This window comes from Pseudomonas sp. Fl4BN1 (assembly GCF_009908285.1).
In the GTDB taxonomy this organism is placed as follows: domain Bacteria; phylum Pseudomonadota; class Gammaproteobacteria; order Pseudomonadales; family Pseudomonadaceae; genus Aquipseudomonas.
The window spans coordinates 188,065-202,349 of sequence record NZ_JAAARM010000012.1 but is presented as its reverse complement, the minus strand read 5'-3'; the positions used below and the strand labels follow the sequence as shown (position 1 = coordinate 202,349).

Sequence of the window (14,285 nt, the reverse complement as noted above, 5' to 3'; positions counted from 1 at the left end):
CCCTACCCGCCCTTTCGGCGCCTTTTACGAAGACCTGCTGGTCTGAACAGCGCCAAAACCTGCAGAAACAAAAACGGCAGCCTCATCGGCTGCCGTTCCGTTCAAGCGACCGAGTCGCCTCAGGCCAGACGTGTAAGCATCTCTTGAGCTTCGTTCTTCTGCCCGTCGCTACCTTCACTCAACACTTCACCGAGGATGTCCCGCGCGCCATCGCTGTCACCCATATCGATATAGGCCTGGGCCAGATCGAGCTTGGTGGCCACCTCATCACTACCGGAGAGGAAGTCGAAGTCGGCCTCCTCAGGGGACGCAGCAGCATCTTCAGCGGTGAAAGTCGGCGCCGCTGGCTCCGGCTGGTCAAGGCTCTGGGCCAGGCGATCGAGTTCGGCGTTAACATCATCCAACTCGGAAGCGAAGGCATCCTTGGGCTCTGCCGCAGCATCCATCTCGTCAGCCAGGGACAGATCGAAATCCGCCGACAGGTCCAGGTCATCCAAGGCCGCTTCGGTAACGGTCGGCACATCGCCAACCGGCAAGTCCTTGAGATCGTCGTCGAGGCTCAGCAGGAAATCGTCATCGCTCGCAGCCGCCACCGGCAGGTCAGCCCCCAGGTCCAGGTCGAAATCACCCAGATCGTCCAGGCTTTCCTCTGGCGCCACCTGCTGCTCCAACACCGAGCCGAAGCTCAGGTCATCATCCAGCGGAAAATCTTCAAGCTCTGCTTCAGGCTCGGCCGTCAGCACCGCCGGTGAGGCAGCCTCCAGATCATCCAGGCTCAGATCGAAATCCGCATCCAGGCCTTCCACAGGTGCAACTGGCTCCGAAGTTTCCGGCTCATCCAGCAGCAGCTCCTTGACGTACTGGGCATCCATCTCAGCGGCCACCGCCGCCGTCGCCAGGCCCGCTACCGCCGCTACCGCGACCATCGCCGGGAAGCGGCTTTTCAGCTGCTCGACCTGGGCATGGTTATCGCCATTGGCCACCAACTGCCGCTCCTGGGCAACAAAGGCACTGCGATCACCCTGGTGCGCGTAAACCTCCATCAGCTTGAGACGCAGATCGCTGCGCTGAGGCTCCAGCTTGATCCCTTCCTCAAGAAGGGCCGCAGCCTGATTCAGGCGGCCGCCGTCGATGTGGTTCTGAGCCTGGCCCAGTACATCGACCGCTCGCTCAACCGGAGCTGCAGGCACTGGCACAACCACCGGAGCTGGAGCTGGAGCTGGAGCTGGAGCTGGAGCTGGAGCGAGTTTGACGCTTGGCGGCGGAACCTCAAGACCTTCGAAACTAGCTTCCGGCAGGTCCATTTCCTCGGTGAAATCACTTTCCTCCGACAGCGCCCGAGCCATGCGCAAATGCTTTTCCGCTTCCTGCCGAGCCTTGCGGCGACGGGCCAGCAAGAGCAAAAACAGCAGCAGGACCAATACCGAGCCACCACCCACCAACCCCAACAGGAGCGGATTGGTCAGCAGATCACCGTACTTGTCTTCGTCAGTCTTGGCAGCCACAACTTCCGGCGCCGGGCTGGCCGCCGGCTCGCTGACCGGAGCCGCGGGAGCCGCAACCGGCGCCTCAGGCTTGGCCACCAGCTCCGCTGGCATCGCCGCTGCAGGCGCTGTGGCACTCGTGCCATCGGCCTGCAGTTTGGCCAACTGGTTGTTCTTCAATTCGATCAGGCGCTGCAGCTTGTCCAATTGGCTTTGCAGATCCGCCATGCGCTCTTTGAGCTCAGCGTTGTCGCGACGGGTCGTGTCCAGGCTTTCCTGAGTCACTGCCAGCTTGTTGTTCAGCGCCTTGCTGTCTCCCGCGGCGCCCTTGCCACGAGCCTTGCCGTTCTCCGCAGAAACCAGGCTCAGACTGTCCTTGGTATTGACCTGCTTTGGCGCTTTGTCAGCACCGGCACGCCGGGTCGCATCCACTTGTTGCTGACCACGAGCGCCGCCACGACGCCCCTGACGCCAGGCAGCATTCTGCGCAGCAACTTCGGCAATCGCCTTGGGCTGCGGCAACGCTGTGCTTTGCACTACGTCAGGCAGACGCAAAACCCTGCCAGTCTTCAGCCGATTGATGTTGCCATCGATGAACGCATCCGGATTCAACGCCTGGATCGCCAACATCGTCTGCTGGATCGAAGCACCATTACGGTTCTTGGCGGCAATCTCCCAGAGCGTGTCACGCTTCGCAGTGGTGTACTGCGCAGGCTTGCTCACTTTGCTGGCAGCGGTGGCCGGGGCATTCACCGCCGGACCACTAACCGGCGCAGCCTGAGCAGCAGCGGCAGCGGCTTGCGGGGAAAATTTCGAAGGATCCAACAGCACGCTGTAGTCGCGCAGCAGGCGGCCGTTGGGCCACATCACCTGGACCAGGAACTTGACCATCGGCTCCGACAGCGGCTGGCTTGAGGTCACCCGCAGCACACTCTTGCCGCCAGGAACCAGAACAGGGGTAAAGCTCAAGTCATTGAGAAAAGCCTGGCGATCAACGCCAGCCTTGGCGAACTCGTCTGCCGGAGCCAGGCTCGGCACCACTTCGGCAGCCGTGAGGTCCTTGACATCAAGCAGTTCGATTTCTGCTACCAGAGGCTGGTTCAGACTCGACTTCAGGGTCAGCTCCCCAAGCCCAAGCGCCTGCGCCATACCGGAGGACAGCGCCGAGGCGGCCGCTATTGCTAACACCAGTTTGCGAACTTGAACCATAGCCTCATCCTTTGTTTGAACGTTCCTCGGCCAGCGAGAAGGTTTTGTAGCGGCTGCCATTAAGGCACTGCGCAGGGTCATGAACGACCACCACGCGCGATTAATTCCTGCATGCCCCGGGAGCACCTGACGGCCACTCACCTACAGCAACTTGCCAAGCATAGCGCCCAGCTAGATTCATTCTGCGAATTGTTGCCAAGTATCTTTTACAGCAGGTCTTTTATCAACAATTCAGCCAACTGCACAGCGTTCAACGCCGCGCCTTTGCGGACGTTGTCCGAGGTCAACCACAGATTCAGCTCCGCCGGATCATCGACCCCGCCACGAACCCGCCCCACATAGACTACATCCTGGCCCACAGCGTCACCCACGGCGGTCGGATAATCACCCGCTTCCACCAATTCCAGGCCAGGCGCCGCCTCCAACGCCGCATTGACCGCCGCCAAATCGACCACCCCCGCTGACTGCAGAGTCACGCTATAGCTATCGCCAAAAAACACCGGCGCTTGAATGCAAGTGACAGAAATCTTTAATAAAGGCTGCTCCAATACCTCGCGCAACTCTCTGACCAGGCGTTTTTCCAGCAAGGTATGGCCCTGGGCATCCGGCGTACCTACTTGGGCCAGCAGATTGAAAGCCACCTGGCGATCGAAGAAACGCGGCTCCAGCGGACGCACATTCAGCAACTCAGCGGTCTGCCGGGCCAGCTCGCTGACGGCTTCGCGGCCCTGGCTGGAAATCGCCAGGCTGGCGGTCAGGTTGACCCGTTGGATATCCAGCAAGCCCTGCAATGGCGCAAGCGCCACCGCCAGCGCCGTGGCCGAGGCACTCGGGCTGCTCAGTTGCACCGGCCTTTTCAAGCCGGCCAGTACCTGGGCATTGGCTTCAGGCACGACATTCGGCGCCTGGGCCGAGGGCAAGGCTCCCGAAAGATCGATCACTGCGCAGTTGGCTGCGCTGGCGCGGGGCGCGAAGCTCAGGGTTACCGCCGGGCCCGCGGCGAAAAACGCCAGCTGGACCTTGCTGAAGTCGAACTCGTCGACTTCACGGACCCGGACGTTCTTGCCGCGAAACGGCACAGAGTGACCGGCCGACTCGCTACTGGCCAACAGGTGCAGGTTGGCAACTGGAAAATCACGCTCTTCAAGAATCTGCACCAGGGTTTCGCCGACAGTACCGGTGGCACCGATCACGGCAATATCAAAGGACGGGGTCATGGTGCTACCTCAGGCGGAACGGGGGGAGCGGCACTTTACCCGGCACGGGGTAACGAGGCAATTCGCGGGCAAGCCCGACGCCGGCAACAGGTATAAAAAAACCCGCACCTTGTACAAGGTGCGGGTTCTTTCAGACGCTCAAGCGATCAACGCTCCAGCAAGATCCGCAGCATGCGGCGCAGCGGTTCGGCCGCACCCCACAACAGTTGGTCGCCAACGGTGAACGCACCAAGGAACTGCGAGCCCATGTTCAGCTTGCGCAGACGGCCCACCGGGACGTTCAGGGTGCCAGTGACCTTGGTTGGGCTCAGCTCCTGCATGCTGATATCACGCTGGTTCGGCACCAGCTTGACCCACGGGTTGTGCTGGCTGATCAGCCCTTCGATATCGGCAATAGGCACGTCTTTGTTGAGCTTGATGGTCAGCGCCTGGCTGTGGCAGCGCATCGCGCCGATACGTACGCAGATGCCGTCCACCGGGATCGGGCTCTTGAAGCGACCGAGAATCTTGTTGGTCTCGGCCTGGGCCTTCCACTCTTCACGGCTCTGGCCGTTGGGCAGCTCCTTGTCGATCCAGGGAATCAGGCTGCCAGCCAGTGGCACGCCGAAGTTTTCGGTCGGGTAGGCATCGCTGCGCATGGCTTCAGCCACGCGGCGATCGATGTCGAGGATGGCGCTGGCCGGATCGGCCAGTTGATCAGCGACCGCAGCGTGGGTAGCGCCCATCTGCTTGATCAGTTCACGCATGTTCTGCGCGCCAGCGCCGGATGCTGCCTGGTAGGTCATGGCACTCATCCACTCCACCAGGCCGGCTTCGAACAGGCCACCCAGGCCCATCAGCATCAGGCTGACGGTGCAGTTGCCGCCGATGTAGTTCTTGGTCCCGGCATCCAGTTGCTGGTCGATGACCCGGCGGTTCACCGGGTCCAGGACGATCACCGCATCATCCTGCATGCGCAGGCTGGAGGCCGCGTCGATCCAGTAACCCTGCCAGCCGGCTTCGCGCAGCTTGGGGAAGACTTCACTGGTGTAGTCGCCGCCCTGGCAGGTCAGAATCACGTCGAGGGTTTTCAACTCTTCAATGCTGTAGGCGTCCTTCAGCGGAGCAATATCCTTGCCCACCGACGGCCCCTGGCCACCCACATTGGAAGTGGTGAAAAACACCGGTTCAATAAGATCGAAGTCCTGCTCTTCCAGCATCCGCTGCATGAGCACGGAACCGACCATACCGCGCCAACCGATCAGACCTACACGTTTCATCGCAACTACACCTATACAAAAGTGGGCCACTGTCTGTGCAGTGGGCCCGAAAGATTACAGATTCCGCAGCGCGGCGACTACTGCATCGCCCATTTCCTGCGTACCGACTTTGGTGCAACCTGCCGACCAGATGTCACCGGTGCGCAAGCCCTGATCCAGCACCCGGCTCACGGCCTGTTCGATGGCGTCCGCCGCCTCGTTCAGGTTGAAGCTGTAACGCAGCATCATCGACACCGAGAGAATGGTCGCCAGCGGGTTGGCAATGCCTTGCCCGGCAATGTCCGGCGCCGAGCCGTGGCAAGGTTCGTACATGCCCTTGTTGTTGGCATCCAGAGACGCCGACGGCAGCATGCCGATGGAGCCGGTCAGCATCGAGGCCTCATCGGAGAGAATGTCGCCGAACAGATTGTCGGTGACGATCACGTCGAACTGCTTCGGCGCACGCACCAGCTGCATGGCGGCGTTGTCGACATACATATGGCTCAGCTCGACATCCGGGTAGTCCTTGGCCACTTGCTCGACCACTTCGCGCCACAGCTGGCTGGAAGCCAGGACGTTGGCCTTGTCCACCGAGCAGAGCTTCTTGCCACGCACCCGCGCCATGTCGAAACCGACCCGGGCAATACGGCGGATTTCGCTCTCACTGTAAGGCAGAGTGTCGTAGGCCTGGCGCTCGCCATTTTCCAGCTCACGGGTGCCACGGGGGGCGCCGAAGTAGATGCCGCCGGTCAGCTCGCGAACGATGAGGATGTCCAGACCGGAAACGATTTCTGGCTTCAGGCTCGAAGCATCGGCCAGTTGCGGGTAAAGAATCGCCGGACGCAGGTTGCCGAACAGGCCCAATTGCGCACGGATTTTCAACAGGCCGCGCTCAGGACGAATATCGCGCTCGATCTTGTCCCATTTCGGGCCACCCACGGCGCCCAGCAGCACGGCGTCGGCAGCCCGGGCACGGTCCAGGGTTTCATCGGCCAATGGCACACCATGCCGATCGATGGCCGCGCCACCAATCACATCGTGGCTCAGCTCGAAGTCCAGGCTGTACTTGGTGTTGGCGAGAGTCAGAACCTTGACCGCCTCGGCCATGATTTCCGGGCCAATACCGTCACCTGGGAGAATCAGAATCTGCTTGCTCATGCTTTCCTCATTTACTCTGTCGGCGCGCCCGCAGGCACACCCGGAAAAATTCTATCGCTCGGCCCACAGCACCAGTACATCTGTACTGAACGAACCATCGGCCTCAATCTCGAAATATTCGCGCACTTCATTGCCCATCGCCTGCTGCAAGTCACGGATGGCCGCACGCATGACCTCGGGCGTACGCATGCGCTCGACCCAGGAGCTGTACTCCAGGCGCAGGCGCTGACGGGCGGTACTGCGCGTATGCAAACCGGCCTCGCTGACCTGGCGCAGCCACTCCCCCGCCGAATAATCGCGCACATGACTGGTGTCGCGCAGCACTTCCACGCTTTGCAGGTAAGTGTCGAACAACGGGCTGCCCGGCGACAAGACATCAATGAACGCCACCACACCGCCCGGCTTCAACACCCGGCGCACTTCCCGCAGGGCCAGGCCCAGGTCGCTCCAGTGGTGAGCCGAATAACGACTGAACACAAAATCGAACTCACCATCGGCGAATGGCAGGTGCTCGGCGGCGCCGTGCCGGGTGCTGATATTACCCAATTTGCGCTCGGCCGCTGCACTGGCCACCACGTCGAGCATCTGCTGCGAAAGATCGTACGCCACCACTTCCTTGACCAGCGGTGCGACATGGAAGCTGACATGCCCCGCGCCGCAACCCAGGTCCAGCACCCGAGCGTCGCCCCGGCCCGCAACCTCAGCCTGTAGCAGGGCGAACTCGGCGCCCTGAGCGTGCACTGCACTGCTCAGATAGGCCGAGGCCTGCTCACCAAATTGCGTCTGTACCACCTGGCTATGGGCCTTGCTGGTCATGCTGTAATCCTTTTTATCAGGGGGAAATGGCGTTCGGCGGCCAGCCGGTGCCTGCCTGGATCGGCAGGCGCCCGCGAGCTGGCGGACAGTCATTCAGGCGTCGCGGAACAACCAGGGCTGGCTCGCCCGGTGCTTGGTCTCGAAGGCGGCGATGGCGTCACCGTCCTGCAAGGTCAGGCCGATATCATCGAGGCCATTGAGCAGGCAATGCTTACGGAAGGCGTCGATCTCGAACTGCAGCACCTTGCCGTCAGGACGAGTCACGGTTTGCGCCGCAAGATCGATGCTCAACTGGTAGCCCGGCGTAACCTCGACCTGCTGGAACAATTCGTCGACTTCAGCGTCGCTCAAGATGATCGGCAACAAACCGTTCTTGAAACTGTTGTTGAAGAAGATATCGGCATAGCTCGGCGCGATGATGCTGCGAAAACCATACTCTTCCAGCGCCCAGGGTGCGTGCTCACGACTGGAACCGCAGCCAAAGTTTTCCCGTGCCAACAATACGCTGGCCCCCTGGTAGCGTTCGGCGTTAAGGATGAAGTCCTTGTTCAACGGGCGCTTGGAGTTGTCCTGATAAGGCTGGCCGACATCAAGGTAGCGCCATTCATCAAACAGGTTGGGACCGAAGCCGGTGCGCTTGATCGACTTGAGGAACTGCTTGGGGATGATCTGATCGGTATCGACGTTGGCACGATCCAAAGGCGCGACCAAACCATTGTGCTGAGTGAAAGCTTTCATGCTGCGCTCCTTAGATCAATTCACGGACGTCGACGAAACGACCGTTGACGGCGGCGGCGGCGGCCATGGCCGGGCTCACCAGGTGAGTACGTCCACCGGCACCCTGGCGCCCTTCGAAGTTGCGGTTCGACGTGGAGGCGCAATGCTCACCGGACTCCAGGCGGTCCGGGTTCATCGCCAGGCACATCGAGCAGCCCGGCTCACGCCATTCGAAACCGGCTTCGAGGAAGATCTTGTCCAGGCCTTCCGACTCGGCCTGAGCCTTGACCAGGCCCGAGCCCGGCACCACGATCGCCTGCTTGATGGTGGAAGCCACCTTGCGGCCCTTGGCGATCACCGCGGCAGCGCGCAGATCTTCGATCCGCGAGTTGGTGCAGGAGCCGATGAACACGCGGTCCAACTGAATGTCGGTAATTGCCTGGTTGGCACTCAAACCCATGTATTTCAAGGCACGGACGATGGAGTCACGCTTGACCAGGTCCATTTCCTTGGCCGGGTCCGGGACGTTCTGATCTACCGCCAGGACCATTTCCGGCGAGGTGCCCCAGCTGACTTGCGGCTTGATCTGCGCGGCATCGAGTTCGACCACGGTATCGAACTTGGCATCGGCGTCGGACACCAGGTCTTTCCAGGCTTCAACAGCCAGGTCCCACTCCACGCCTTTAGGCGCGAAGGGCCGACCCTTGACGTACTCCACAGTCTTTTCGTCCGCGGCTACCAGGCCTACACGAGCGCCGGCTTCGATGGACATGTTGCAGATGGTCATGCGGCCTTCGACGGACAGGTCGCGAATCGCGCTGCCGGCAAATTCGATGGCATGGCCATTACCGCCAGCGGTGCCGATCTTGCCGATCACCGCGAGGACGATGTCCTTGGCCGTCACGCCGAACGGCAAGGTGCCTTCCACGCGCACCAGCATGTTCTTCATTTTCTTGGCCACCAGGCACTGGGTGGCGAGTACGTGCTCTACCTCGGAAGTGCCGATGCCATGGGCCAAGGCGCCGAAAGCGCCATGGGTGGAGGTGTGGGAGTCACCGCATACCACGGTCATGCCCGGCAAGGTCGCGCCCTGCTCCGGGCCGATCACATGGACGATGCCTTGGCGTACGTCATTCATCTTGAATTCGACGATGCCGTATTCATCACAGTTGTCATCGAGGGTCTGCACTTGCAGACGGGAAACCTGGTCGGCAATCGCTGCGATCCCGCCCTTGCGCTCAGGCGTGGTCGGTACGTTGTGGTCCGGGGTGGCAATGTTGGCATCGATACGCCATGGCTTGCGACCAGCCAGACGCAAGCCTTCAAAGGCTTGTGGCGAGGTCACTTCGTGGATGATGTGACGATCGATATAGATCAGCGCCGAACCATCGTCGCGCTGCTTGACCAAATGCGAATTCCAGAGCTTGTCGTAGAGCGTCTTGCCAGCCATCGGAGCATTCCTCATCAGCTTGTTTCTATGCCCTGGGCCCTGATCGTCGGCCGATCAATAACCCCTTGGCTTGTGAGGCTGATGCTATGGCGTTAGATTAAATAACTCAAATTCATATTTTTCATGCTTTGGATAACCAACTGGAATACTACTATGGACCTGGCCAACCTCAATGCCTTTATCGCCATCGCCGAGACGGGCAGTTTTTCCAGTGCCGGCGAACGCCTGCACCTGACCCAGCCAGCCATCAGCAAACGCATCGCCGGGCTGGAGCAACAACTCAACGTGCGACTGTTCGACCGCCTAGGGCGCGAGATCGGCCTGACCGAGGCCGGGCGCGCCCTACTGCCCCGGGCCTATCAGATCATCAACGTGCTGGATGACACTCGCCGGGCCCTGACCAACCTCAGCGGCGAAGTCAGTGGGCGTCTGACGCTGGCTACCAGCCATCACATCGGTTTGCACCGCCTGCCCCCTCTGCTGCGGGCCTTTACCCGGCGCTACCCGCAAGTGGCTCTGGACATTCAATTCCTCGATTCCGAAGTGGCCTACGAGGAAATCCTGCACGGCCGGGCCGAACTGGCGGTGATTACCCTGGCCCCCGAGCCGCACAGCCTGATCAAGGCCTCCGCCGTCTGGGACGATCCGCTGGACTTCGTTGCCGCCCCGGAACACCCGCTGGTCAGCAACGGCCAGGTGAGCCTGGCGGACGTTGCCCTGCATCCGGCGGTTTTCCCCGGCGGCAACACCTTTACCCACCATATTGTCCAACGCTTGTTTGAAGCCCAAGGCCTGATACCGAACATCGCCATGAGCACTAACTACCTGGAAACTATAAAGATGATGGTTTCCATTGGCCTGGCCTGGAGCGTGCTGCCACGCACCATGCTCGATGACCAGGTCGCGCGCATTCCTTTACCGGGCATACAGCTGCGTCGCCAGCTAGGCTATATCCTGCACACCGAACGGACGTTGTCGAATGCTGCGCGGGCTTTCATGGCCTTATTGGATGCACAGGTCGATTGGCCAGGGAACCCGGCATAGCACTTCGGGTATTGCCCGTGCCATACAGCACCTCATGAGCCTCCCGCGCCAAACGAACTACTCAGCTCAAGGCTTGCCCCCCATGCCCAAACCCGCTGACCGCACTCCGCCCATGCCGCGCATCCACGCTGTCGACCCCCGGGAGTCGGAACAGAGCTGGGAAAGTGCGCCACAGTTGCTCGCTGCGCTCAACGGCGCACGGCTAGGGGCCTGGTACTGGGACATTGAAAGCGGGCAGATCAGCTGGTCCCGAGGCACCCAGGCGCTATTCGGCTTCGATCCGCGCCAACCCTTGCCGGAAAACCTCGAGTACCTCGACCTGCTGCCCGTCGAAGATCGGGGCAGGACCATGCGCGCCTTTCATTCAGTGCTGGCGGGGGCGCCGCTGGAACACGCCATGCACCACCGGATTCGCTGGCCCGATGGCAGCCTGCACTGGCTGGAGATCAACGGCAGCGTGCTGCCGGACAAGCACGGCAAGCCTCGAATGATCGGGGTGATCCGCGAGATCACTCACCAGCGCCAGCGTGAGGAAGCCCTCAGCAGCTCGGAAAAGCGTTTCGCCACCCTGTTTCACCTATGCCCCAACATGGTGCTGCTGACCCGCCTGGAAGATGGACTGATCAGTGAAGCCAACCAATACTTCGAAAGCCAGTTCGGCTGGCCCGCCGAACACGTGATCGGTCGTACCACCCTGGAGATCGGCCTGTGGGTCAATCCCGAGCAGCGCGCCCAACTGATCAAGGCGGTGCAGAAGCGAGGCCAGGCCGCCAGCCTTGAGGTGCAATTTCGTGCCAGCAACGGACAGATCCACGACGGCATCCTCAGTGCGCAAAAGGTCGAACTGGAAGGCAAGGCCTATCTGCTCAGCACCTTTCTCGACACCAGCGAACGCAAAAGAGCCGAACAGGCCCTCAAAGACAGCCAGGAACGCCTCGACCTGGCCCTGGATTCAGCACAGTTGGGCACCTGGGACTGGCACATACCCAGCGGCATGCTCTATGGCTCGGCCCGTGCCGCGCAGTTGCACGGCCTGGAGGCGGCGCCGTTCCATGAATCCTTTGACGCATTCTTCGAGGGCGTACCCACCGAAGAACGCGACTCCATGCGTGACGCCTACCGCAGCCTGCGGGAAGGACCGGCAGGCAATTACCAACTGACCTACCGAGTGCAACTGGCGGACGGCAGCTCACGCTACCTGGAAAGCCGTGCCCGCCTCTATCGCGATGAACAGGGCAATCCGTTGCGCATGGCCGGCACCTTGCTCGACATCACCGAGCAGGTGGAACGCGAACAGCGCCTGATCACCTCCGAAGAGAAGTTCGCCAGCCTGTTCCAGGTCAGCCCGGACCCGATCTGCCTGACCGTGCTGGAAACCGGCCAGTTCATCGAGATCAACTCCAGCTTCACCCAGACCTTCGGCTGGACCCTGGAGGATGTGATCGACCGCAGCGCCGAGCAGATCGGCCTCTGGGAAGATCCCGCTCCGCGCCTGCGGCGGATCGAACAAGTGATTCGCGAACAGGCGCTGAACAATGTCGCGGTGGTGGTCAACCACAAGAACGGCCAGCCGCTGACCTGCATCATTTCCAGCCGGCTGATCAACGTGGACAAGCAGCCGTGCATCGTCACCACCCTGCGTGACATCACCCAGCAACAGCGCTCGGAAGCCGCGCTCAAGGCCAGCGAAGAGAAGTTCGCCAAGGCCTTTCACTCCAGCCCCGACGCCATCACCATTACCCAGCGCGACACCGGTCGCTACCTGGAGGTCAACGACGGCTTCTGCCGCCTGACCGGCTACCGCACCGAAGAAGTACTCGGCCACACCATGTACCAGGTCGGAATCTGGGCCGAGGAAGCCCAGCTTTCCACGCTACTGGCGGAGCTCAAGCTCAAGGGCCGGGTGCATCATCTGGAGATGCTCGGGCGCAACAAACGCGGGGAGGTCCTGACTCTCGAGGTCTCGGTCGAACCGATCATCCTCAATGAGACACCCTGCCTGTTGCTGACCGCGAGGGATGTCAGCCTGCTGAAGAATGCCCAGGCGCAGATCCGTCATCTGGCCTACCACGACCCCTTGACCAACCTGCCCAACCGCGCCCTGCTGATGGACCGCTTGAGCCAGCAGATCGCCCTGCTCAAACGCCACAACCTGCGGGGCGCCCTGTTGTTTCTCGACCTGGATCACTTCAAGCACATCAACGATTCCCTGGGACACCCGGTGGGCGACACCGTGCTGAAAATCATCACCGCCAGGCTGGAAGCCAGCGTGCGCATGGAAGACACCGTGGCACGCCTGGGCGGCGATGAGTTCGTGGTGCTGTTGAGCGGCCTGGAAGGCTCGCGCAATGAAGTCAGCGAGCAGGTCCGGCAACTGGCTGGCACCTTGCGCGAACTGCTCTCGGAACCGATGTTCCTCGACGGCCAGCGCCTGCAAGTTACCCCCAGCATTGGCGTGGCACTGATCCCCGACCACGGCTCGACGCCCACCGACCTGCTCAAGCGCGCCGACATTGCCCTCTATCGCGCCAAGGACTCCGGGCGCAACACCACGCAGATGTACCACAACACCATGCAGAAGGCCGCCAGCGAGCGCCTGCGCATGGAAACCGACCTGCGCCTGGCCTTGTCCCGTGGTGAATTCAGCGTGCACTTCCAACCCCAGGTGGATGCCCGCGACAACCGGATCGTTGGCGCCGAGGCCCTGGTGCGCTGGCAGCACCCGGAACTGGGCACCCAGTCACCGAGTGAATTCATCAAGGTGCTGGAGGACAGCGGGCTGATCCTTGAGGTCGGCACCTGGATTCTCGATGAGGCTTGCCTGGCCTTCAGCCAGCTGATCAACCAGGGCCTGGTAGATCCGTATCACTTCAGCCTGTGCGTCAACATCAGCCCACGGCAGTTCCGCCAGAACGACTTTGTCGAAAAAATCGAACGCAGCCTGACTGCCCATGCCCTGCCCTACTCACTGCTCAAGCTGGAGATCACCGAGGGCATCGTCATCCAGAATCTGGACGACACCATCAGCAAGATGCGCCGACTGAAGAAACTCGGGGTCAGTTTTGCCATGGATGACTTCGGCACCGGCTACTCCTCCTTGACCTACCTCAAGCGCTTGCCGGTGGACACCCTGAAGATCGACCAGTCCTTCGTTCGTGATGCGACCCACGACCCCAATGATGCAGAGATCATCCGGGCCATTGTCGCCATGGCTCGCAGCCTGGACTTGAAGGTCATCGCCGAAGGCGTGGAAACCCCACAGCAGCTGGAGTTTCTACAGGGATTGGAATGCCACTTGTACCAGGGCTATCTGCACAGCCGGCCGCTCCCCCTGAACGAGTTCAAGAAACTGCTGAAATGACCGCCACGAAAAAGGGCGCCACCAGGGCGCCCTTCTTTTACGGCGATATTAGTTTTGCAGAGCCGCCTGCTGCACACCATTGATCGGGATGCGCTTGGCTTTGGCCTCTTCCGGCACGACCCGCAGCAGGTCGATGTTCAACAGACCATTGCTCAGGCCCGCAGACTTGACCTCGATATGGTCTGCCAGGCGGAACGACAGCTTGAACGCGCGCTGGGCAATGCCCTGATGCAGGTAAGTGACGTTCTGATTGGCGTCGCGCTTGCCACCGCTCACGGTCAGCACGCCGTTTTCCACCTGCAGCTCCAAGTCTTCTTCCTGGAAGCCAGCCGCCGCGATCACAATGCGGTATTGATCGTCAGCGTATTTTTCAACGTTGTAGGGTGGATAGCTACTGCCCGGCTCATTGCGCAGTGCCGACTCGAACAAGTCGTTGAAACGGTCGAAGCCGACAGAGGAACGGAACAGCGGGGCCAAGGAAAATGCAGTACTCATGGGTCTATCTCCTGATATTCAGCGAGTGGTTATCTCCGCGACCCGAATTCGGCATCGCGTACCCAAGAGATATGGATCGGCCCCGGCATTTCAAGA

10 protein-coding genes are annotated in these 14,285 nt (G+C 61.1%); 2 read left to right on the top strand and 8 right to left on the bottom strand.

What is annotated here, in order from left to right:
• Positions 1-119: 119 nt before the first annotated feature.
• The 7 genes from GV818_RS16060 to leuC all read right to left on the bottom strand — a co-directional run bounded on the left by GV818_RS16060 (position 120) and on the right by leuC (position 9,289).
• Complete coding sequence (locus tag GV818_RS16060; RefSeq protein WP_161776992.1) at positions 120-2,693, bottom strand: FimV family protein; 2,574 nt, start codon at positions 2,691-2,693, stop codon at positions 120-122.
• A gap of 206 nt (positions 2,694-2,899) precedes the next feature.
• Positions 2,900-3,910, bottom strand: coding sequence for an aspartate-semialdehyde dehydrogenase (locus tag GV818_RS16055; RefSeq protein ID WP_161759596.1), 1,011 nt, complete (start codon positions 3,908-3,910; stop codon positions 2,900-2,902).
• Positions 3,911-4,056: 146 nt separating this feature from the next.
• Positions 4,057-5,169: an aspartate-semialdehyde dehydrogenase gene (gene asd / locus GV818_RS16050; RefSeq protein ID WP_161759595.1), complete on the bottom strand. Its 1,113-nt coding sequence runs from the start codon at positions 5,167-5,169 to the stop codon at positions 4,057-4,059.
• A 54-nt stretch (positions 5,170-5,223) separates the two neighbouring features.
• The gene (leuB, locus tag GV818_RS16045; RefSeq protein WP_161759594.1) at positions 5,224-6,306 is read right to left on the bottom strand and encodes a 3-isopropylmalate dehydrogenase; all 1,083 of its coding nucleotides are present in this window, start codon (positions 6,304-6,306) and stop codon (positions 5,224-5,226) included.
• Between the two features lie 51 nt (positions 6,307-6,357).
• Entirely contained in the window at positions 6,358-7,122 is a 765-nt protein-coding gene (locus tag GV818_RS16040) for a class I SAM-dependent methyltransferase (RefSeq protein WP_161776991.1), read from the bottom strand.
• Positions 7,123-7,215: 93 nt separating this feature from the next.
• Positions 7,216-7,860 (bottom strand): 3-isopropylmalate dehydratase small subunit, encoded by a 645-nt coding sequence (leuD, locus tag GV818_RS16035; RefSeq protein ID WP_161759592.1) that lies wholly within the window; start codon positions 7,858-7,860, stop codon positions 7,216-7,218.
• Between the two features lie 10 nt (positions 7,861-7,870).
• Positions 7,871-9,289: a 3-isopropylmalate dehydratase large subunit gene (gene leuC / locus GV818_RS16030; RefSeq protein WP_161776990.1), complete on the bottom strand. Its 1,419-nt coding sequence runs from the start codon at positions 9,287-9,289 to the stop codon at positions 7,871-7,873.
• 153 nt (positions 9,290-9,442) lie between these two features.
• On the opposite strand from leuC, the gene GV818_RS16025 reads away from it, so the two are divergent.
• Both GV818_RS16025 and GV818_RS16020 read left to right on the top strand, forming a co-directional pair.
• On the top strand, positions 9,443-10,333 hold the full coding sequence (locus tag GV818_RS16025; protein WP_161759590.1) for a LysR family transcriptional regulator: 891 nt from the start codon (positions 9,443-9,445) through the stop codon (positions 10,331-10,333).
• A gap of 82 nt (positions 10,334-10,415) precedes the next feature.
• Entirely contained in the window at positions 10,416-13,694 is a 3,279-nt protein-coding gene (locus GV818_RS16020) for an EAL domain-containing protein (protein ID WP_161776989.1), read from the top strand.
• A 48-nt stretch (positions 13,695-13,742) separates the two neighbouring features.
• Here the strand turns inward: GV818_RS16020 and GV818_RS16015 are convergent, their stop codons facing one another.
• Entirely contained in the window at positions 13,743-14,189 is a 447-nt protein-coding gene (locus tag GV818_RS16015) for an Hsp20 family protein (RefSeq protein ID WP_161759588.1), read from the bottom strand.
• Positions 14,190-14,285 lie beyond the last annotated feature (96 nt).

What these genes read in the sequence shown, in the direction of transcription:
- GV818_RS16015 (WP_161759588.1), bottom strand. Translation starts at nt 14,189, where the DNA reads ATGAGTACTGCATTTTCCTTGGCCCCGCTGTTCCGTTCCTCTGTCGGC.
- leuC (WP_161776990.1), bottom strand. Translation starts at nt 9,289, where the DNA reads ATGGCTGGCAAGACGCTCTACGACAAGCTCTGGAATTCGCATTTGGTC.
- leuB (WP_161759594.1), bottom strand. Translation starts at nt 6,306, where the DNA reads ATGAGCAAGCAGATTCTGATTCTCCCAGGTGACGGTATTGGCCCGGAA.
- GV818_RS16055 (WP_161759596.1), bottom strand. Translation starts at nt 3,910, where the DNA reads ATGACCCCGTCCTTTGATATTGCCGTGATCGGTGCCACCGGTACTGTC.
- GV818_RS16040 (WP_161776991.1), bottom strand. Translation starts at nt 7,122, where the DNA reads ATGACCAGCAAGGCCCATAGCCAGGTGGTACAGACGCAATTTGGTGAG.
- GV818_RS16020 (WP_161776989.1), top strand. Translation starts at nt 10,416, where the DNA reads ATGCCCAAACCCGCTGACCGCACTCCGCCCATGCCGCGCATCCACGCT.
- GV818_RS16060 (WP_161776992.1), bottom strand. Translation starts at nt 2,693, where the DNA reads ATGGTTCAAGTTCGCAAACTGGTGTTAGCAATAGCGGCCGCCTCGGCG.
- asd (WP_161759595.1), bottom strand. Translation starts at nt 5,169, where the DNA reads ATGAAACGTGTAGGTCTGATCGGTTGGCGCGGTATGGTCGGTTCCGTG.
- GV818_RS16025 (WP_161759590.1), top strand. Translation starts at nt 9,443, where the DNA reads ATGGACCTGGCCAACCTCAATGCCTTTATCGCCATCGCCGAGACGGGC.
- leuD (WP_161759592.1), bottom strand. Translation starts at nt 7,860, where the DNA reads ATGAAAGCTTTCACTCAGCACAATGGTTTGGTCGCGCCTTTGGATCGT.